The sequence below is a fragment of the Nostoc sp. genome (assembly GCF_036917755.1).
In the GTDB taxonomy this organism is placed as follows: Bacteria; Cyanobacteriota; Cyanobacteriia; order Cyanobacteriales; family Nostocaceae; genus Nostoc.
The window spans coordinates 28343-49508 of the sequence record NZ_JBALFC010000094.1 but is presented as its reverse complement, the minus strand read 5'-3'; the positions used below and the strand labels follow the sequence as shown (position 1 = coordinate 49508).

Below are 21166 nucleotides of genomic sequence, written 5' to 3'. Positions count from 1 at the left end.
GCCCAATGCCCAATGCCCAATGCCCAATGCCCAATGCCCAATGCCCAATGCCCAATGCCCAATGCCCAATGCCCAATGCCCAATGCCCAATGCCCCATGCCCAATGCCCCACGCCCCAACTAAACAATCATCCACAAAAATTAGTAACAATTTAGTGGTGCAAGCGTTACATTTGAAAGAAATATATGTTACTCATCAGCTTGGAGAGCAGTGTTCCAATGAATACTTCTGCTTCTTTTCAGGGTGGCTCGTCTCCCTTTGAATTTTTTAAGTTTGATCTTACGATACCTGTATCTGAGAAAGTTCCGAGTCTTGAAGACCGATTTTCAGACTTTCCGCAACCCACACAAGATGCCGACTTACTCAGACAGCTATCGTTTATTCCAGGGTTGAAAGAAATTTTGATGCTGCGGCAGGTTCACGCTTTAGAACATGCTACTGTTTGGGTTCTTAGCGAATCAAAAAGTGCCTATCCTGCCAAAGGAGAACCCACTAACGTTCAACGAGATAACGAACTATTAGGCGGTTTGTCTACTGAGCAGGGATTCTACCTCTATGGTGAGGTGAATATTAGTGATTTGCGGCGTGCGGTCACACTTGCTCGACATCGCCTCACCAGTGGAGAATGGGATTTGGCTGTACATCCCCGTTGCGGCACAAATTTATCAGTAGCAATGCTCTTAACAGCTGGACTAGCTGTGGGTGTGCATCTGTTGTTACCATTTCGACCAATCGAGCAACTTATAGGTTTAGGGTTAGCTGCGACGACAGCTGCTGAACTCGCACCTGATTTAGGTTCTATGGCACAGCGTTACTTAACAACTGCCATTCCTTTTAACCTAACAATTGAAAATATTACCCGTACACGCGACGTTTGGGGGCGTGAGGCACATTTTGTGAAAGTGGGCTGGAGAGACTTCGGGGGATGAGAAGCATGAGGGAGATGAGGGAGATAAGGGGGATGAGGGGGACAAGAAAAAATTTTCTCCATAGTCTTCCCTATCTACCTCATCTCCCCCTGCTCTCTTATCCCCCCACTCCCCTAAAAAAATTATGAGAAAACTTTACTTTTTACTACCTGGTACAGATGGCAAATTTGCCTGTGGTGGTCTTTGGGCAGAATTAAAAGCACTTAATCTGGTTCAGCATTTCTGTAGTGCTGATGTTGTAACTTACCGTCAACGGGAAAAAGGTAAGCTTTTTATTGATGATTTGCTAAAAGAGAAAGATTTAAATGATGTAATTTTTGTCATCAGTTGGGGATTTGATATAGCTCAACTCGTGGCTAAACTTAAGCAATACAATGTCGTTTACCATGCCCATAGTGCAGGTTATCCATTTAGACTAAGAGCGAGTATTCCGATCATCACTGTTAGCCGCTATACAATGGGATACTGGGGAGAGAAATCACCCAATTCTCTCATTTATTATTTGCCCAATCAAATTTCTGATGAGTTTCAAAATTTAGGTCTGGAACGGGATATTGATGTTTTAGTTCAGGCTCGTAAGTCTTCTGAGTATTTAATTAAAGAATTAATTCCAGCGTTGCAAAAACATTGTAAAGTATTGGTTGTTGACTCCTATATAGAGGATTTACCTGGACTATTCAACCGAGCTAAGGTTTACCTCTATGATTCGGCTGAGTACTGGGCACAACAGGGTGTTAGTGAAGGATTTGGTCTGCAACCAATGGAAGCCCTTGCCTGTGGTTGTCAAGTATTTTCTAGTGTCAACGGTGGACTGGCAGATTACTTAGATCCGGGATTTAATTGCTATAAAATTGCTGGATATTCCCAAGAATATGATGCCCAACGTATTCTGAAAGTACTTAATTCTTCAGTAGAGTTTAGCTTGTCTGAAGATTTTTTGGTTGAGCATCGGACTGAAAATATTATTACTCGTTTCCAAGTTATTCTGGATGAGTTAAATGAGTTTTTTGACCACAAAATCCAGCAGCCTTCTAATATTAAGAGTTTGACAAGAATACGTATGTTAAAGTTATTTGCACAGAGGATATACGATAAGTTGGGGAAGAAATACTTTCACTTGAAATAGAGACTTCCAAATAAAAATATATTCAATTATTTATTGTGGGGTGGGCCGGAAAGCCATTAGTGTCAACTTAAGGTTAAAACCCATTTGTCAACGATAGGTTTTGTGAGAAACGAAGTATAAAGGTGAACTTTTTTCTGCCTTTTATACGCAAGCTGGGAGTGATGCTAATAAACAAAGCATTAATAGTCCCTGAAAAAGTTCGTTTTTTGTCCCTTTCAAACCGAATTTTTCAGCATAAATGCTTATTGACATAGTCAGTTTGAGCTTAACTTGACACCAATGGCATCTTGCCCGCCCAGTAACCAAAGGCGGGCAAGATGCCATTGGTGTCAAGTTAAGAAAAATAGAAACTTGTCAAGTGGCTAAAGCTCAGTAGTTAAACTCAACATAAGGGTGTTGAGAATAGCCATGAGTAAGCTACGGAAAAAACAAGGAAATCCAGACTTTCGACATCAGGTAACTTGCCCAGCCCCAACAAGTCAAGAGATAGAATCACGGTTGCTAGAACTGCTAACTCCAGGGACATTTGCCAATCTCAAAGGGGTAAAAGACAAAGAGCGTAGTTTGCGCGTAGGCGTAGCCCGCCGCTTGTATTTTTTCCATCGCGCACGATGCCGAAGGCGGGCTACGCCTACGCACAATTCACAATTACAACTTATCCCTTGGTTGGTTGAACATCAGCGTTCTATGGGCTTGGTCAATGCCATTCCTCAACGACATCGGCGCAATGCCTCAAGGTCGCTTTACATCTGGGCTGAGGCTTTAACTTGACACCAATGGCATCTTGCCCACCCAACTGAATTTTTGAGGAAGTGCGATCGCTTGAGTCTACTAACTCAATTCCGATTTTTCTGATAAGTTTTTCAGGAAGTGCGATCGCTTGAGTGTACTAACTCAATTCCGATTTTTCTGAAAAGCTCGGCGTCTGCGCCCATTTTCAAACAGAGGTTTTCGCAACGGTACTACCTCAGCTTCACTACTTTCGCGTGCTACCCGAATCAGCAACCCAGTAGCTATTAAGCTGGCAATCATCGAATTACCACCATAACTAAACATGGGCAAAGGTAAGCCAGTAGTCGGTAGAGAACCTGTAGCAACACCGATGTGGAGCAATGATTGTCCTACCATCAAAATCGTCACACCGATCGCTACCAATCGATGTACTATATTTTTAGCCTTCAGCGCCACGATTAATCCGAGAGTAGCGAATGTAGCTAAAAGTGCCAACAACACCATACTGCCAACAAAGCCAAACTCTTCAGCGAACACGGCAAAAATAAAATCGGTGTCCTGAATTGGTAAATAAAACAGCTTTTGTTGAGAAAGCCCATATCCAGCTCCCCAAGTTCTACCAGAACCCACGGCTAGTAGACTTTGCACTAACTGGTAGCCATCTCCTGTAGCATCCGCCCACGGATTCAGGAATGACATCACCCGTTTACGCTGATACTCTTTAATACTAATACTGAGTATGGCCAACATCACTCCACCAATTGCTGTTCCTCCCAGATACTTGTAAGGTAAGCCAGCAGCGAGAGCAATTAGCCAGATAGTCATGCCGCAAAGTGCTGTTGTACTCAAGTTAGGCTGGGCAAGAATTCCTAAAAGTACCAGACCGAAAATACCCAACCAAGACAAGCGAACCCGCCAACTGATTCGTTCCCACTGACCAAAAAGCCGCGCACTTTGCAGCACCAAAAAGGGTTTAATTAATTCTGAAGGTTGAATCGGAATTGGCCCGATCGCAATCCAACGCGCTGCGTCAAAAGCCTTTTTTCCGAATCCTGGGATCAGTGTGACAAAAATTAACGCCAAAAACAGCAACAAAAACCAATGGGATAGTCCCAAAATTTTCTGCAACGGTAAATTAACAATAATATTGAATCCGATTAAGGAAACTAAGACCCAAAGCAGTTGACGCTTAAAGTAGTACAACCCATCATGTTGACGGGCGTCAGCGACGGGATAGGATGCTGAAAATAGCATGATCAAGCCAGCGAACAGCCAAATCAATGTTAACCAGCGCAACAACCGCGCTTCTAATGCCCAGTTGGAGACGGAAATATCAAAAATTGGAATCAGGCGGCGTAGATTCACGATCAGTACAGGTAAAAAGTTAGGAATTAGGAGTTAGAAATAAAACTCATAAATCATAACTTATAACTCATAAGTAGGCTTTGCAACTATAAATCTTAGGGTTTTCAACTTCAATACACCGCTCGATCAATATTTCTGAAAAATTGCGTTGGCCATGCCCGCCGAATGCGAGTGCGTCTCCTAGAGAAGGCATCGCCCCACCGAATGCGAGTGCGTCTCGTAGAAAAGGTATCGCTACTCAGGGTTCATAAAGTAGTATTTTCTACTTTGCAAAGATCCTTTAACAGCGATCGCTCGAAAATATGAGCAATACTTCCGAATTTGCAACGAGTGTGGAGAACGTAAACCATGCGGTTGGATGCCTAGCCAACTCATCTGTCAGAGTTGCGCTGAGAGGAATCACGGTGTTATTTATTAAATACTTAATTACCAGATTTTTTGTAGTATCAATTCTCAACAAAAAAGAGGTCTTTGCTGACCTCTTACCAATTCCCTAAAATAATGTTGTATTTACAGAATTACGACAAGCCAGTATTAGCACCTTGCTTACCAGTTACCAGCTGCACCTTGATGATTTTGCCGCCTGCTTTTTGAATGCGTTGCTGTTCGCGGAACCAGTTCTCATAGGGAACTAGCTTAGTGAAGTAAGTATTTTGCAGTTCGCGTTGGGTACGAATTCGGGTTTGGCTGGGAACTAGAGCAGTAATTTTAAACAAACGGGACATATTCTGAAAATCTCCTGTATACTTTGTGAAAACTTTTTTTATCTCAAAATCTTGAGTGCAAATCTTTTAATCATTCAAAGGCTGGAAATCAAACATCAATACTAGACCACCAACACTCATCAATGATAATTTACCAAGATAAGCAATATAACGTTCTAGCACTCACGGTTGATTTCCAGACCTTAATAAAGCCGCACCTAAATTCTTAAGCGCAAACTACCTCTTAGCTTAAGCCAGAAGAGATATAGTCTAAGTAAACACCGACTTCCTTACCAGCATCAGAACCTACCAAGCTGGCGGCTACTTCCTTGATTGCTTGGATAGCTTGCACGGTAGCACCGACGGGAACGCCTAAAGAGTTGTAGGTTTCCTTCAAGCCATTTAGCACACGCTCATCTAGGATGGAAGGATCTCCAGCCAACAAAGCGTAGGTAGCGTAGCGGAGGTAGTAGTCTAAATCACGGATGCAAGCAGCATAGCGGCGGGTGGTGTACATATTGCCACCGGGACGGGTGATGTCAGAGTACAGCAAAGATTTTGCTACAGCTTCTTTGACGATCGCAGCAGCGTTAGCGCTGATGGTGCTAGCAGCACGTACCCGTAGTTCGCCTGTGGAGAAGTAAACTTTTAGCTTTTCTAAAGCAGCGCTGTCAAGGTATTTACCTTGAACGTCTGCGGAGTTAATGACAGCGGTAATTGCGTCTTGAGCCATGTTGTTAATTCCTTATTTCCAACCGTATTGCAATACTTCTGTTTCAGTAGGTAAACAGCTTTACCCTATCCTAGAAGAGCGCCAACTAGGTAGTCGAAGTAGCTACCAGCTTCACTAGCGTCATCACCAGATAGCAGGCTAGCAGAGACATTCTTCAGCCCACGGATACCTTCAGCAACACCATCGATAGGAGTTCCCAAGGACTTGTACAGTTCACGGGCACCGATAACACCAATTTCTTCGATGGGGGTAACATCACCAGCAACGATACCGTAGGTAACGAGGCGGAGGTAGTAATCGAGGTCACGCAGACAAGTAGCGGTCAATTCTTGACCGTAAGCGTTCCCACCAGGAGACACAACATCAGGACGCTTTTGGAACAGTTGATCGCCAGCTTGCTTAACAAGCCGTTCACGATTTTCTGACAAAATTTGAGCAATCCGCACACGGCGCTCACCACTTGCAACGAAGGATTTGATCCGATCTAACTCACCAGGGCTGAGATAGCGGGCTTCTGCATCAGCATTCACGATAGCTTTCGTGACAATACTCATTAATGGATTCCTCCAATACGAATGAAACCAGGATTTGATTAAACTGGCGCGACTTGAAATTTGGTTTACTGAGTTTGTTTTCTCGTTCTTTTAGACACAACAGTTTGATAACTGCTACGGCTGATAAATTACGAGTTTGCTTGAGTCAACATAAGTTCACAAGCTTTTAAACTCAGTTACCTTCCGCAAAACATTTTCCGGCATTCTGTTGAGCATTTATGACTGCTCTTAACACTTTGTAATATTGCTTTTCAGAATTTACCGTTTAACTGCAATCTGAGAGCGTTATTACGAAAGGTTACGAAGGGGCATTGGGCATGGGGGATGGGGCATGGGGGATGGGGCATGGGGCATTAACTCCCCACTCCCCACTCTCTACTCCCTACTCCCTACTCAACCGCTACGCTGCCGAGGTAGTTACCTACTGGCAGAGATGGGAAGCGGTTGTAAGGCACAACATCTTCACCGAAGTAGCAGCTATATTCTGGGCTTTCGACTATTGCTTCTACAGCAGATGACAAACCGCTATCGGCTAGCAGCTTGTTATACTGGCTAATTTCTTCCTGAGTTGCGGGTGTACGCCCCAACAGGTGGCGGAAGAGGAACTCAATCACCTTGGCATGAGGATAAGGTGACAAGAAGCGCTGGCGATAGATTTGGGAACTGGCTAGTTCACGCACAAACTCCCGGACGGAAATTTCACCATTCTGGAGTTTGCCGTCTAGGTCAGTACGGCGGAAACTATCAGGCACTTCACCGCTAAATACATCCAACACTTGCCGATAAATGGCGTTGATTGCCTGTTGTTTTTCGGCTTGGTTGGTGCTTTCCGTTAAACGGTAAATGCGTGCATTTTTACGCACATCTAGTTCCACGGATTGTCCGCTACCATCGTTGTAGGAACGACCCAGTTCCGCAAAGGAGGGCTTGTTCTGGTTTATACCATTTGTTTGCGCTGCAATATCTGCGATCGCCTGTACCACGAGCGGTGTATCGTTACTAGCTCCGACGCGGGCTTGCACTGGCTTAAAGCTCGGCACAACTACGTCATCGTTTTGCTTGGTTAGCTGGTTGTACAGCTTCTCCGTATTCGGGAAGTTTGCCGCAGGTAGGGTCGGGAAACGACGGTAAGGCACCGTATCTTCACCAAACACTTGGTTATATTCCACACTATCTACCAGGGCACCAATAAAGGCACGAATACCTTGAGTAGCCAAAATCTGGTTATACTTGCGGATTTCTGCTTGGTCTAGTGGCGCACGTCCGAGGAAGTGTTTGGTTCCCAACTCAATTACTTTGGTGTTGGGGTAAGGTGTGTAGAACTCTTTCAGGTAGAGGTTAGAGTAACCCAAACCTTCAATAAATTCCTTCACACTAATTTCGCCATTCCCCAGCTTACTTTCCCATTTAGTAAATTCGTTTTTAGCGATGTAGGGTGCAATATCCCGCTCAAAAATCTGACGATAGGCAGCGCTAATCAAAGTTTTTACTGCAACTTTGTCACTAGTATTCGCCACCAACTTGAAGATTTTGGTTTGTTCTCGTTGCTTGCTGACACCTTGGTTAATGCGGAACTGAATATCTGGTTCTGACCGATTTTCTGTGACTGTACCCAGTGTCACAAAGCTCGGCGTTACTTCCTTCTGGACTTTCGCGGCAACATCATCACGAATGCTACCAACGCGCAATTGTCGCCCTGATACACCACCAGGAGTCAGATACCGTTCGTAAGGAATTGTATCTTCACCAAATGCTTCGTTGTATTCTACGCTGTTAATAATCGCATCAACTACCGCGTAAAAGCCCTGTTTAGCGGCGATGTCGAAATACTTGTTGATTTCTTGACGACCATAGGTTGGACGACCCAACAAGCGGCGGTGAATATACTCGATCGCTTTACAAACATATAGCGATGTCCAGTAGAGATTGCGGAATACATCCGACTTAGCCAAACCACGGATAAACTCCCGCACGGAGATGTTGCCGTTTTCCAGCTTGATTTCCAATACCTTCTGGCGCTGACCTTCGTAGACATCGCGACCGAAAACTTGCAGGTAAGCAGCTCTAATCACTGCTTGGGTGGAGCTTTCGGAGTATCTGACGCTAGAACCTTTGGCAGCCTTTTTACCAATAGTACCAGGCAGTTGATCTAACTTGAACACCTTCGGACCAAGAGTACCAGGAGCTTCACCCCGCGCCTTGGGATTACTATTTTGGTTATTAATCCCTGCCCCTTGGTGAATCAGGATGCGTTTGGTATCCTTACCAAAAGGAGCTGGACTGGTGCTGGGGTTGCGAGTTTCTTTCGGGAAAATCGCCCCAAACTGAATTTCCAAGGGGTCATTACCAGAACCGTAAGGATGCTGATCTGGTAGGGGTTGCTCGTAAGCGGCAAATGTAGTGATGAACTGAGGTATCTTGCGGAAAGGCGCACTGTAGTTAAACAGGTCTTGCTGCGGTCCCCAGTTGCGACATTCTTGTGCTTCTTGACCCAGACCCCGGAGGTAGGGTACCGTTTCTTCACCAAAATAGTCGCCGTATTCAGCAGAATCTACTAAGGCATCTACCAAGGCTGCTAGACCACCCTTAGAAATAATCGAAAAGTATTTTTGTACTTCTTCGCGGCTACTTGGTCCCCGTCCCAAAATGTGACGGAAAGCTAGTTCGATGACTCGGCTGTTAATAAAAGGCTGGTAAAACTGTTTTTGGTAAAGGGGAGATTTAGTTAGACGACGGACAAACTCTTTCACAGAGATGTCGCCATTCTTCACCTTGGATTCTAGGTCAGATATGGACAAGCTATAAGCACGGGTAATGTCGCGCTCAAAGATTTGCCGATATGCAGCTTTGATTACCTCATTTTTTTCGCTAGCTGATAACCCAGTCTTCATCACAAACTTGGGACGCCGTTCTGCCGCATTAAAGTAAATTTGGGGCAGTTGCAACCCTTGCTGGTCGCTAGAGGGGCGTTGGCGCAGTTTATTTGAAGGTGTGGCTGCTTTGAATTCTGTTAACAAAACATCCATGTACTGAGACACAATCTCTGTAGCCTCAGCATCGTTGCGGAAAAAAGAAAGTGACCCGGCTTTGATTTCCTGCAAAGCTACCAGCGTTGCTTCACCAGAGCAGGCATTTTCAATTATTTCCCGCAAACCCCGTGTATTCACCGCTATGATGTTGGGGTCGCCAGCAACGATCGCATAAGTAGCGTAGCGCAAGAACCAGGATAAATCCCGCAAGCTCTTGGCCATGTTGCTCGGACCATAACGAGCAATGTTAATTGGTCTGAAACCTGCGGGTGTTGGGCCACTGGGGGATGAGTTAAAGATTGAGCGTAAATTTTCGAGGAACCCACCACGACTTTCAACGTAGGTTACGGTTCCCAGTTGCATCCCTTGTTGAACATTAGCACCACCACCAGCAGTTACTAGTTCTGCTTCTCTAGGCTTTTCTAAAAAAGCCATTGGCGAACCACCGACAAAAATCCGGTTGGCAGCCCGAGATACGATAATCTCGGCATTTTCCGTGAGCGTCTGGGAAATTTCTAGACGCTTTGCACCAGATGCAAAATAGCTTGCCAGTTCATTTAATTCACCACTTCCCAAGAAACGGTCTTGCTGCTCCGCTTGGGTAATTGTAGCTACTGCTAGGGTTTGATATAGTTGCGGACGCGCAACTGAGCTTCCACCACTCGCCTTAACACTCATCGGATTTGTAAAACTCCCATCATAAGCGTTTATGTGTTAAGTCTGGATCGTTTTGAGGCTTGACACATCGGTGTGTCTATGCTTTATGAGCTTGAGAGTATTGCCTGCAAAACTGCCAGTAAATTAACCCAGTTAGCTTTTAGATTAGAACGTTTTGCGTTCTCAAGGCTGGTTTATTAAGAAGTGTGTAGAACCTCGATCTTGAATGTATCCAGTCTTAAGAATGGGTACTATTGTTTGGCTGAGACAAAATATAAGTTTTGTAACTACTTTTCGGTAGACAGTGGACACCAGACGATTATTGCAACTGGTGCAAAATCTCTGTTGAAACCAAACTGACTTTAGCAACGTCAGTGGATAGTAGTCATTAGGGGATATTAAGTTATTTTTGCTACTACTAGCTTTATGTTAATAAATAACGCCATCCGGGAAATAATTCTCAAATTATGGTGGTTTTAGCTTTAGCTATTAGCATTCTTTAACAGGAAAATACTATGCTCAAAAGTTCTAAATTTAACTATTTATTCAATGTTACCCTGTCTGCGAGCGCAATTATCTTGGCTGTCACTCCGGCAAATGCGCTTCCAGAACAAAACATCAATACCGTTGTTAAATGGGCAAAGACCAGACCTCAACTACCAACTCTGAGATACAACAGCGAAGCCCACGGCTACGAGGGTACAAAGGGAAAATTATACTTTTATGCTGATGTCACTTCTGAAAATGGGATAGTGACTAAAGAAGGAATAACTGTGAGTGGTGACTCAAGCCTGAAATTCACCACAAAAAATGCTAAAGCAGTGAAATTGTTACAAAATATTTATAATTTTAATATTGCCAATGACTTCCAGAAGTCTCGATATGTCACCAAAGTTGGACGTGACCAGTTTTATCGCGGGCAAAAGTTGGCTTACATCGCTGCTGAGGTACAGGGTGGGTCATCATTGCAGATAATTCCTTTGAATAAGTTGCAGGGATTTATAGATAATGCCAAATATTGCCAAACCAATCAGTGTGACATTTAATTAACCCTGTTTTGAAATTTGACATTTTATGCTGAAGGGGCGACGTAAATTTCTCGGCTTGATTCCTGGTTTCGTAGTAGCTAGCAGTAGCAGCATACTTTTGAGTTTCAATACCCAAAAAATATTAGTAATGATCGTTTTGGCGATCGCCTTTTTCTTCGCTAGTATTATTCCTGTAAGAATAGCTGTTGCACTTCATCAAGCCCCAATACCCCAGGCTATTTTAGTCTTAGGGGGTGCTTCCGAAAGAATGGAGTTTGCTGCCCGATTTTGGCGATCGCATACTAATGTAGATATTTGGGTTTCCGATTATGCTAGGAATCTGGATGTTAATCGCCGTATTTTCCAACAGTTTGACGTTCCGAATCAGCGGTTACACTTAGATGGTAGAGCAACGGATACTGTGACTAATTTTACGACTTTGATAAAAGATTTTGTCAGGCAGAAGTTACAGCATATTTATCTAATTACATCCGATTATCACATGAAGAGGGCAAGAGCGATCGCCGCGATCGTTCTCGGTAGTCACGGGGTTGCAGTTACACCTGTGGAGGTTCCTTCGCTAGGAGACAAGTCAGAAACCTTGATGCGGGTGTTGCGAGATTGTGGGCGATCAATTCTGTGGGTTGTGACTGGGAGGACGGGAGCTAGTTTTAATCCGCGTCTTGAAAAACTATGATTTTGTCTACTAAGCACTAAATACCATAGTAAGATTTGAACCACGATGTAAATTTATCTAATCCTACTTCAATTGGTGTACTCGGTCTGAACCCGACATCTCGAACGAGATCATCAACATCGGCATATGTGATTGGAACGTCACCCGGCTGCATTGGCAAAAAGTTTTTCTGTGCTTTTTTACCCAAATGACTTTCTAGCACTTCAATAAAGTGTAGTAGTTCTACGGGTTGATTGTTGCCGATGTTATAGATTTTGTAAGGAGGAATCCTCCCATCTAAATCTGGTGTAGGGATTTTATCAATAACTCTCACCACACCTTCAATAATATCGTCGATGTAAGTAAAGTCTCGTTGCATCTTGCCATAATTGAATACGTTAATTGGTTCACCTGCCAAGATGGATTTTGTAAAGGAATAGTAAGCCATATCAGGACGACCCCAAGGCCCATATACCGTAAAAAAGCGTAGTCCTGTAGCTGGAAGGCAATACAGATGACTGTAGGTGTATGCCATCAGTTCATTAGCTTTTTTTGTGGCGGCATAAAGGCTGATGGGGCGATCAACATTGTCGTTTACAGAAAAGGGGATCTTGGTATTGGCTCCGTATACAGAACTTGAAGAAGCAAATACTAGATGTTTGACTTGGGAATGACGGCAACCTTCCAGAATATTAATGAAACCGCCTAAATTGCTGTCTGTGTAAGCATGGGGATTTTTGATGGAGTAGCGCACGCCTGCTTGAGCAGCTAGGTTGACTACAATATCAAACTGATGATCTCTAAATAATTTTGCTATACTTTCTCGATCTGCTAAGTCTAATTTATAGAATCTAAAGTTCTTATTTTCTTGTAGTTGTTGAAGGCGATCGCATTTTAGTTTAACATCGTAATAGTCGTTTAAATTATCTAAGCCGACAACTGTATCGCCTTGAGATAGCAGTTTTTGACAGAGGTAAAAACCAATGAAGCCTGCTACACCTGTAACTAGAATAGAACTCATAGTCTTATCTTTTTTTCTTAACTTTGTCTGCTAGTACGCGATCATAGATTCCTTCGATTTGTTGCACCATTAAGTTAGCATCAAATAGTTGCCGTGTAAGTTTACGGGCATTGTTCCCCAGTCTTTCTCTTTCTTCTGGATGTTGCAATAAGTAGTTTAAATGTTGAGCTAGCAGTTCTATTTTCTTTGCAGGAAATAGAAAGCCTGTTTCATTGTGATGTACAATTTCGGGAATGCCATAGATGTTAGGAACAACAACGGGCTTTCCGACCAGCATAGCTTCAGTCATGGCGCGTCCTAAGCCTTCCCATAGAGAGGATAGGGCAAAAATATCGGAAACTTTCAGAATTTCAGGAACATCTTCTCGTGAACCGAGGAATCTTACTTTATCTTCTATACCAAGCTGTTGAACTTGACTTTTTAGACTATTAAGGAGGTTGCCATCGCCAACTAACAGTAACAGAGTGTTGGGATAATTTTCTAGAACTTTGGCAAAGGCATCTATAAGAAAGTAAGGAGCTTTTTGTTCGTCTAAGCGACCTACTATGGAAATTGTTTGCCAACCTTCAGGAATTTTCAGGGTATGTCGAGTATGTTGGAGATTAGAGGGACGATCTAATTTGGCAAAGTCGATGCCACTGTATACTGTTTGTGAATTGTCTAAGCTGAGAATGTTAAGCTTTGCAGCTTCTTGACGGTTGAGTTCGCTAACAGTGATAAAAAAATCTGTAAAAGGACGAACGCTGCGTTCTATATTGATATAGAATTGGCGTTTCCATTTAGGCATAAAATCATGAAATGGAAAGCCATGAATAGTATGTACAACAGGAATTCCTACTATTTTGCCAGCCCAACGCCCCAAGATTCCTGCTTTGGAACTGTGGGTATGGAGGAGGTCGAATTTTTCTTGTCGAAGTAACCTTACAACTTCGATTAGCGTCGCAATATCTTGTAAGGGACTGAGCGGATTAACAAGATTAGGAAGGGGGTGAAAAACATCTGCTGCTTTTTGTGCCCGTTCTTGCCAGAAACCATTGGGATTAGAGGCGAGGTGAACTTCAAAATATGAGGAATTATGTTTCTCTAGAGTTAGGAGCGTATTGTCTTGTGCCCCCCCCATAGTGATACTAGTAATTAAGTGTAGAACTTTCATAGTTTAAACATAAGGAGAGTCCAAAGATGGTATTGCCTACAACTTAGCGATAGATGTTCTGCCCATTTACTTCTAATAGGCTGATTGTTTGAAGTTCCGATCCTATAAATGGTTCAGGAATACGAATTCATTCGTTCTTTTGCAAACCAGTAGGCAAAAGTTCAGGATGAGTATTCGTACCATTCCAGGTGAGAAAACATTTATTGGACAAGCCACTACAGCCCAGATAATCTGCGTTGCAGGGTAGCTTTAAATAAAAATGGTAGTCCCTTAAATATCTTCAATAATTTTAAATAAAACTTACCCTTTATAGTGATGCCACGATAACAGTTAAAAGTTTTGACGATTTCTCCACCAAATTTCTCTTTAAACTTGTTAATGCCTAGTTTCTCCTCATCTGTATTACCAGCATACCAACCTCCCCAATCATAAATCCCAATTCCTGAATTTTTGAATCTCACTATATCCTGCCAGTGATGGTAACGATTTGCCCTTCCTAAAATTGACTGATAAGAAGTATCGTCATTTTTTTTGAGAGACGCAGAATACAACAAACGCACTCTATTTTGACTACGATAGTAAACATGCCAAACCAGAGGAGTATCATCTTTAAACTTAACACATGAAATATCGATAAATCCAGCTTCTGCGCGTTTTTTTAGCTGACTTCTATTCATCTTTGATAAACATTTTTGTAAAGCAAATAAATCATAGAAATCAGAAAAAATATTGAGAATATCAGAGTCAGGTTGTTGCCAATATTCATAAACAATATCGTCTTTTTGCTCTGCTCGCCTAATCTTATATTTGTCATTCTTACCTATACTTTCGTAGAGTTCATCATGACTTTTAGTTAGGTCTATCAGTATTGTGTGAAATTCATCAGACTGAACACCCTCAATTGAGTGCGTCCGTTGCATATAATGGAGTGCATCTACATCATGTAGTTTGCCCGGTTCTTCATCAAACCAGACTTCACCTACTGAAAAAATCAGTTTCTTTGTGACAATAACCATCTTTTATTTCTCCTATATCATTGATTAAACTGATTGAAGCTGTATTTTGCAGTAACAGTTTTGAACTCAAATCACCTGAAGATGAACCTGTTAAAAAGCATAAGCATATTAGTACCAGATTTAACCCCGACCATCTACACAAGCAATCCATTTTCCGTCATGGATGAAATGAGGATCGATGTGGTGCATACCACCGCTATTCCAACCAGAACCACTCGGTTTCAACACTAAACTTTGTTCAATTTCTCGTTCTTGATAATTTGTAGTCGTTAACTCGGTAATCTCAAATGCTCTTACTTGAGTACCATAAGTTGGCTGACAGTCTTGGGTAAAACGAAAAATTTTATCATTCATCAGCAAAACTCTACCAGATGGTCTAGCTATGTGTGCATTGTTGCTGACAATTGGACTCTTTGGGTGTTCCAACCAAGAACCGACCAAATCTTCTGCATAGTAAAGACGCAGGGTGTCATGTTTGTGATCAGAGTTAGTTTCAGTAAACATCCACCATTTGTCAGCGTAACGGAAAATAGAGGAATCTACAAAGAATCCATCATTAAGGAGATTGCCAACAAAACTCCATTCTGTGGGAAAATTTGATGCCTTATAAAGTCGGATTGAGTTTGCTTGGTGACTTTCGGGAATCAAGTAATATTCATTTCTCCATTCAAAAACGTAGGGATAAGATAAGTGAAATGGTTCGGCAATTACAATCTGTTGATACTTCCAATCTATTCCATCCTCACTAGTTGCAAATGCAATTTCTCCTCGACGTGTACTTTGATTCAAAACCTCAAAAAACATGAACCAGGTTAGCCCAACTTTAATCATAAAGGGGTCTGCAACACATTCGGCTCTGATATCTGATACATCTCGACGAGTCAGTACGGGATTTTTCGCGCCCTTAGAACTGGCTAAATCAAAAGGAGATTCGCCAGAATAAATGCCGATAGACCACCTGCCCCTCTTATTTAATGCCCCTAATGGCAGTTTATTTACTATGGGAATAGGCAGACTATTAACTAATGTATAGTGCAATTCTTTTATGCTCTTTTTCAATAACTTCATCTGTAAATTACGCTGTGAATAACAGGAGATTTTTGACGATCTTAAACTTATTGCCATTGGACAAATAGAGAAAGTGATTAGCATGAAAAATAGTAAATATGACTCACGAAGGAAGCAATCCCCAAAAAAAAATTACGTTTTTACCTCTAGGGAAAAGATTGTAATAATTTCTTTGCTTTTTGTTTAAATATTTCCTTTGCTTTTTGTTTAAATATTTCCTCGTATACTGCTTTAGTCTCATTTATCATTCGCTCAACTGTAAATTCTTGCTCAAATTTTTGTCTACCAGCTTCACCCATTTGCTGACGAAAGTCAGGAGACTGAATAAGAGTTTGCAATGCGTTAGCCAGTCCTTGTACATCTTTACGCGGTACTAGTAAGCCTGTTTTGCCATGCTCAACTTCTTCAGGAATACCATTGACGCTAGTTGCCACAACAGGTAGACCAGCACGCATAGCTTCTAGAATACTGATAGGCAAACCTTCATAATGGGTAGTGAGAATAAAGATTTGAGATTGGGCTAATAAATTGGGTACATCTGTGCGATCGCCTAAAAAAGAAACCCTTTCTGCAATTCCAAGAGAATGTGCTAAATCTTTGCATAATTCCAGAGATGAACCACTACCAACCAAAGAAAGATGGATAGGGTGGTTAGACAATTGAGCGATCGCTTGGAGTAATGTACTGTGATCTTTTTGTTCATTAAAACGTGCCACCATAATCAGTTGAGGTGGCTGTTGTGAAGGATTAGCAATAGGCACAGGAATGTTAGCAATGCCATTGTGAATAGTACGGAGTAAATTTTGATTACCAACTCCAAGACTTAGAGCTAGTTGGCGATCGCTCTCAGATACGCAGATCAGTTTTGCTGTTAAAAGTGTTAATAGTTTTTCAGATATCAATGCAACGAATCCACGAAGTTTTGGGCTTCCGGGAGTAAATCCCCAACCGTGAGCGGTGAATACAACAGGTATTTTGCAAATCCATCCAGCGATACGTGCTATCACGCCAGCTTTACTACTGTGTGCATGGATGATATCTGGTTTAATTTTTTTGATTAATGAAATACATTCTTTGATAGCTAGAAAATCACTTGATAATTTAATATCACGATTCAAATTTGAAATTAAATATACAGAAACGTCTAAACTGCTAACAACTTCTGTTAGAAAACCGAATCTACTGGTTGCCAAATTAAATTCATAATTTTTATGAATATTTGCGATCAAATCGTAAATATTTTTCTGAGCGCCACCAAGTTCAGACTTTGTGATGATGTAAAGTATAACATATTTTTTTGAATATTTCATACACTGCAATTCCAGCTTATTTAGTTTGTGTAAAAGTGGAAAGGTCATTAACTGACATTTTTTTGTACAAATCTATATATTGTTTGACTGTTTGCTTAATATCAAATCTATGTGCTCGAAGTTGAGCATTTTTGCCCATCGTTAAACGTAGATTTTGGTCTGCGAGTAACTTGCTCAATTTTTTAGCAATATCATCTTCAGACAGAGGGTCAACAAGAAAACCAACTTCAGATATTTCAGTTGATTTTTCAGTTACTGCCTCTCTAACTCCGGGGACATTGCTGACAATTACGGGCAGTTCTGCTGCCATTGCCTCAAGCAAAGCTAGACTAAATCCTTCCCATAATGAAGGTAGAAGAAAAATATCAGCTTGGTGAAGTAAATCAGGAACATCGTTGCGGAAACCTAAAAATTTAACCTTAGATTCGAGGTTTAGAGAATCAACCAGTTCTCTCAACTGTTCTTCTAAAATACCAGAACCCAAAATCCAATACTCAAAAGCCTGCTCGGAAATTTTGCTCAAGGCTCGGATAGCAGTTGCGTAGTTTTTTAGCTCGATTAAACGCCCAATCGATATGATTATAGGGATATTACCTTTGGGCTGAAGTGTAGAATGAGGCAAGAATTCTTGAATATCAATACCATTATGTATAATGGTTATTTTTTTCATTAATTGAGGTTGTGAATGAAGTAGAGCCTCAGCAGCAGCAGAGCAAACACAAATGATTTTCTGATAAAAATTATAGCAGAAGTTATCAATTAATTTACCATAAAATTTATTTCGTCTCCAGTTAAACGTACTATGTTCAGTAGTTATCAAACAAGCTTTTAAGTTTAAATACCTACTAATTATGGGAGTAAAAAATTGTGAAGGAAATAGATGAACATGAATAACATTTAAATCCTTCCACTGCGGTTGAGATAAGAATGAATATAGTTTGAATGGGACTGATAATTGGTAAGGACTATCAAAGCCAAGAGAATAAGCATTTGGTAGACTATCAGCCGAGGATTGCATTAAACTAAGAGCATGACTATCAATACCTTGCTGAAGACACATTTGATGTATCTGAAGAGTGAGTTTCTCTGCTCCGCCGCCTTCAAAGGAGTTAATAACGTGTAGAATTTTCATAGTTTATTACTAATGTGTCATTAAGTCTGTTATAAGTTTGAGAAAATTGAACAAAATTATTCTTCTATCGCATATCCAGTAGATTTTATTAGTTTTCTGAATTCTACGATAAATTTCTTATAGATGCCCGTTTCTTCGCAAAGTGAATAGATGCATATATAAAAAAACTTATCCATGGAAGTAGACGAAGACGAGTATTCGCACCGATATTGTCACTAAATAGAGCGAAAATTCCAACTTGTATCAGACAAGATATCAAAAGAAGTATCTCTTCATTATTCTTATTTTTTATTGTTCTGCTAGACCATGATTGCCACAATTGAAAATATAAAATCCACATACCTATTACTTCAGGTAGAGTAATAAGTGTAACTACAGACCTAACTTGCCAAGGCAAAGGTCCTAACATTGCAGTGATATAGCTTTGTCCATAGGTAAAAATAAAATTAACCGGATTGCTGTAGTCGATAGATATACCAGTTGAACTACCACCTGTTGAATAGGCATGTTCTCTCTGCCTAGCAATTTCTTCAGTGTTCAAGGTAGGGAGTATGTGCTCAAAACCAAATATTCCTTGACCTAAAAAGTAAGGAACTAAGGCACAAGGAATTAGAACTAATGCTAAGACAAATAATTTACGTTGAATTTTTACCTTCCAAATAAATATTAAGTATGCAAAAAAACCCATCAATAGTCCAACTCCTGCGTAATTACGCAAGGAATAGACTATGAACAACGTTATACCCCACCAAATCCAAGTACCCCACCAAATCCAAAGGCTTTGCTTTCCTCTTTTCAAAATAATTATGGATAAGTAAATATTCAGAATTGCGAAAAAAACGAGTAGTAAATCTCTAACTAGTTGTGTAGAGTACCAGAGTGCAGAAGGGTAGAGAGTAAGCAGTATTCCTGTGAAGTTAGCAGCATAGTTTCGGTCTTGCTGAGGGAGATTAATACCGGAAGATAGCTCGTGTGCTAAAATTACGCCGACATATACCGTCAGTGAACCAGCAAAAACACTTAGTATTTTTCCTATAAGTAAGTTCTGCCCAGTGATGCTAAAGAGAGCCACGAGAAAAAAAGGGTAGGAGTTGGGTATATACTCAGGAATTGAGCCACTCAAAATTTCATCAGCAAGCTTCCAGTATAAATCGTCATCATTTCCAGAGGCTAAAGGATAAAAACCTTCAAAACCAGCTTCTAGTGAGTAAATATGTACAGCTAAACACGCAACCATGCGAACAAGAAATGCGATTATCATCCAATTAACTGCAAGTTTGTATAACATCTCAGTTAATTAACTCTCCAAAATTTAATAGATTATATATGAAAGGAAAAAAATCTAGTATTTTTTGTTTTTATAAAAAAATAGGGTTCCTATTTTTTTATAATTAAAATATTTACTTATAGCATTATCTTCTTTTGATTGAGAATCAAAAAACCACTTAATCAACATGATAACTTGTACAATGCCTAAGCAAAAAATACACTCCAAACTATCCTTAACAAGAAATCCAACAATAGCAAAAACAATAAAAGAAAACAATGGAAAACTATACCATCTTAACCAAGTATTTGGATTTATATTGAGATACTTCATTCCCAAAAAGATAATTGATAAAACACACATAAACCCGGCATTACCTAGAACCGCCCCTATTAATCCAAACCTATTTGAAAAAATAAAAATTAACAGAATAGAAAGTAGACTGCTGAATAAGTGAATTACGAAATTCTCTACAACTGCATTCACACTGAACAAAACGTAATATCCTACTGCATACAACGAATAGAGTGCCTCAATGAGAATCTCAATTCGGAATGCCAAAATATATTCACTCTTTACTACATCTCCAAGCATTACATGCATCAGAAACGGTGCTAGGGTAAAAAATACAGTTCCTAGACCTAATGCAACTAGTGTATTAATTTCAACTGCTTGCTTAATCTGTTGTTGCAGCTTATTTTTATCTTTATCTAGTATTGTTATTATCTTGGTGAGAGCAGGAAGTAAAGGCTGCACAGGTAAATCTGATAATCGATTAATCACCGTTGTCAGATCGGTAATTGTTGCATAAACTCCCAATACTTCAGAACCTAATAAAGCTCCTACAATTAGGCGATCGCCTCTGGCAAAAATCATTCCCCCCAACGAGGTTAGCCAAGTCATCAGACTATATCGAGCTATTGCTAATCCTCTTTTTTGGTTCCAGTTTACGTGCAGTTTTATGTTATGGGTTAAAGTTCGGAACACCCAGACATGACTCAATAAAATTGCTATAGCTGCTACAGCTTGCCACTGCATAAGGGCGATTGTCCGTCCTCCTAGCCAAGTCACTATTAACATTCCAAAAGAAAGCAATAGCGATTCAATTGTATTGAATAAATTTGTCAAATCATAACGTTGATAGGCTTGTTCCACACCAATCAAAACCCTTTGAAGCAATCTTGCCCACACTACTAACCCACCAATCTGTAAAGCATGTTGAATTGTTAGTTGTTGGACTTGCCCTAATTTAGGAAATAAACTAACAATTGCTTCAGCACCAAATAATAGAGCAATAGCGGCAAGGGTTGCAAATATCAGCATCCCCCCAAAAGTTACAGTTAATGTCTCTGAAAGAGAATTGGATAAATCATCGGCATCTTCTTTTTCTATGTCCTGTGAAACAAATACTGTAGTTGCGACAGAAAGACCTGCCTCGGCTAAATTAACCACTTGCACTACCGCATAAGCCAGTATCCACAACCCATATTCCTCAATTCCCAGCATCCGAATTAGTATGGGAATTGTGAGTACAGCTAGTCCGATTCGGACTACTCCCCCCACTGTATTGTAGAAACCATTCTTTAGGAAGCTATTTTTCACTAAAAATATTTTCGTTAGATAAATTACTTTCTCTCAAAATACAGAATAAATTGCTTAAAACTCG

Annotated in this window: 18 protein-coding genes and 1 pseudogene; 6 read left to right on the top strand and 13 right to left on the bottom strand. The window is 40.9% G+C overall.

What is annotated here, in order from left to right:
- Window positions 1-19: 19 nt before the first annotated feature.
- The 4 genes from V7L05_RS20385 (at window position 20) to V7L05_RS20370 (ending at window position 2826) form a co-directional block, all read left to right on the top strand.
- Window positions 20-262: a hypothetical protein gene (locus V7L05_RS20385; protein ID WP_335166647.1), complete on the top strand. Its 243-nt coding sequence runs from the start codon at window positions 20-22 to the stop codon at window positions 260-262.
- The gene (locus tag V7L05_RS20380) at window positions 219-929 is read left to right on the top strand and encodes a DUF6391 domain-containing protein (protein WP_335166645.1); all 711 of its coding nucleotides are present in this window, start codon (window positions 219-221) and stop codon (window positions 927-929) included. The genes V7L05_RS20385 and V7L05_RS20380 overlap by 44 nt, the downstream gene beginning before the upstream one ends.
- 124 nt (window positions 930-1053) lie before the next feature.
- Window positions 1054-2055: a glycosyltransferase gene (locus V7L05_RS20375; protein ID WP_335166643.1), complete on the top strand. Its 1002-nt coding sequence runs from the start codon at window positions 1054-1056 to the stop codon at window positions 2053-2055.
- Between the two features lie 408 nt (window positions 2056-2463).
- The gene (locus tag V7L05_RS20370) at window positions 2464-2826 is read left to right on the top strand and encodes a hypothetical protein (RefSeq protein ID WP_335166641.1); all 363 of its coding nucleotides are present in this window, start codon (window positions 2464-2466) and stop codon (window positions 2824-2826) included.
- A gap of 123 nt (window positions 2827-2949) precedes the next feature.
- Here V7L05_RS20370 and V7L05_RS20365 read toward each other — a convergent pair whose 3' ends face one another.
- From V7L05_RS20365 to V7L05_RS20345, 5 genes and pseudogenes are all read right to left on the bottom strand, one after another.
- Window positions 2950-4152 (bottom strand): FtsW/RodA/SpoVE family cell cycle protein, encoded by a 1203-nt coding sequence (locus tag V7L05_RS20365; protein ID WP_335166639.1) that lies wholly within the window; start codon window positions 4150-4152, stop codon window positions 2950-2952.
- A 518-nt stretch (window positions 4153-4670) separates the two neighbouring features.
- Entirely contained in the window at window positions 4671-4877 is a 207-nt protein-coding gene (locus tag V7L05_RS20360) for a phycobilisome linker polypeptide (protein WP_334826620.1), read from the bottom strand.
- 223 nt (window positions 4878-5100) lie between these two features.
- Window positions 5101-5589: an allophycocyanin subunit beta gene (apcB, locus tag V7L05_RS20355; protein ID WP_334948665.1), complete on the bottom strand. Its 489-nt coding sequence runs from the start codon at window positions 5587-5589 to the stop codon at window positions 5101-5103.
- 65 nt (window positions 5590-5654) lie between these two features.
- Window positions 5655-6143, bottom strand: a complete 489-nt coding sequence (gene apcA / locus V7L05_RS20350; RefSeq protein WP_292760851.1) for an allophycocyanin subunit alpha — start codon at window positions 6141-6143, stop codon at window positions 5655-5657.
- Window positions 6144-6544: 401 nt separating this feature from the next.
- Window positions 6545-9850: pseudogene (locus V7L05_RS20345) on the bottom strand (phycobilisome rod-core linker polypeptide); the annotation flags it as partial.
- A gap of 494 nt (window positions 9851-10344) precedes the next feature.
- On the opposite strand from V7L05_RS20345, the gene V7L05_RS20340 reads away from it, so the two are divergent.
- Entirely contained in the window at window positions 10345-10875 is a 531-nt protein-coding gene (locus tag V7L05_RS20340) for a hypothetical protein (protein ID WP_335166637.1), read from the top strand.
- Window positions 10876-10903: 28 nt separating this feature from the next.
- Window positions 10904-11554: a YdcF family protein gene (locus V7L05_RS20335; protein WP_335166635.1), complete on the top strand. Its 651-nt coding sequence runs from the start codon at window positions 10904-10906 to the stop codon at window positions 11552-11554.
- A gap of 16 nt (window positions 11555-11570) precedes the next feature.
- Here V7L05_RS20335 and V7L05_RS20330 read toward each other — a convergent pair whose 3' ends face one another.
- From V7L05_RS20330 to V7L05_RS20295, 8 genes are all read right to left on the bottom strand, one after another.
- Window positions 11571-12554 carry an NAD-dependent epimerase gene (locus tag V7L05_RS20330; RefSeq protein ID WP_335166633.1) on the bottom strand — a complete coding sequence of 328 codons (984 nt, stop codon included), beginning with the start codon at window positions 12552-12554 and terminating at the stop codon, window positions 11571-11573.
- A gap of 4 nt (window positions 12555-12558) precedes the next feature.
- On the bottom strand, window positions 12559-13674 hold the full coding sequence (locus tag V7L05_RS20325) for a glycosyltransferase family 4 protein (protein ID WP_335166631.1): 1116 nt from the start codon (window positions 13672-13674) through the stop codon (window positions 12559-12561).
- A 248-nt stretch (window positions 13675-13922) separates the two neighbouring features.
- Window positions 13923-14723 carry a hypothetical protein gene (locus V7L05_RS20320; RefSeq protein WP_335166630.1) on the bottom strand — a complete coding sequence of 267 codons (801 nt, stop codon included), beginning with the start codon at window positions 14721-14723 and terminating at the stop codon, window positions 13923-13925.
- Between the two features lie 120 nt (window positions 14724-14843).
- The gene (locus V7L05_RS20315) at window positions 14844-15791 is read right to left on the bottom strand and encodes a glucosamine inositolphosphorylceramide transferase family protein (RefSeq protein WP_335166628.1); all 948 of its coding nucleotides are present in this window, start codon (window positions 15789-15791) and stop codon (window positions 14844-14846) included.
- 146 nt (window positions 15792-15937) lie between these two features.
- Complete coding sequence (locus V7L05_RS20310; RefSeq protein WP_335166626.1) at window positions 15938-17101, bottom strand: glycosyltransferase family 4 protein; 1164 nt, start codon at window positions 17099-17101, stop codon at window positions 15938-15940.
- Window positions 17102-17117: 16 nt separating this feature from the next.
- Complete coding sequence (locus tag V7L05_RS20305) at window positions 17118-18233, bottom strand: glycosyltransferase family 4 protein (RefSeq protein WP_335166625.1); 1116 nt, start codon at window positions 18231-18233, stop codon at window positions 17118-17120.
- 103 nt (window positions 18234-18336) lie between these two features.
- The gene (locus V7L05_RS20300; RefSeq protein WP_335166623.1) at window positions 18337-19521 is read right to left on the bottom strand and encodes a hypothetical protein; all 1185 of its coding nucleotides are present in this window, start codon (window positions 19519-19521) and stop codon (window positions 18337-18339) included.
- A 54-nt stretch (window positions 19522-19575) separates the two neighbouring features.
- The gene (locus tag V7L05_RS20295; protein WP_335166622.1) at window positions 19576-21102 is read right to left on the bottom strand and encodes a lipopolysaccharide biosynthesis protein; all 1527 of its coding nucleotides are present in this window, start codon (window positions 21100-21102) and stop codon (window positions 19576-19578) included.
- Window positions 21103-21166 lie beyond the last annotated feature (64 nt).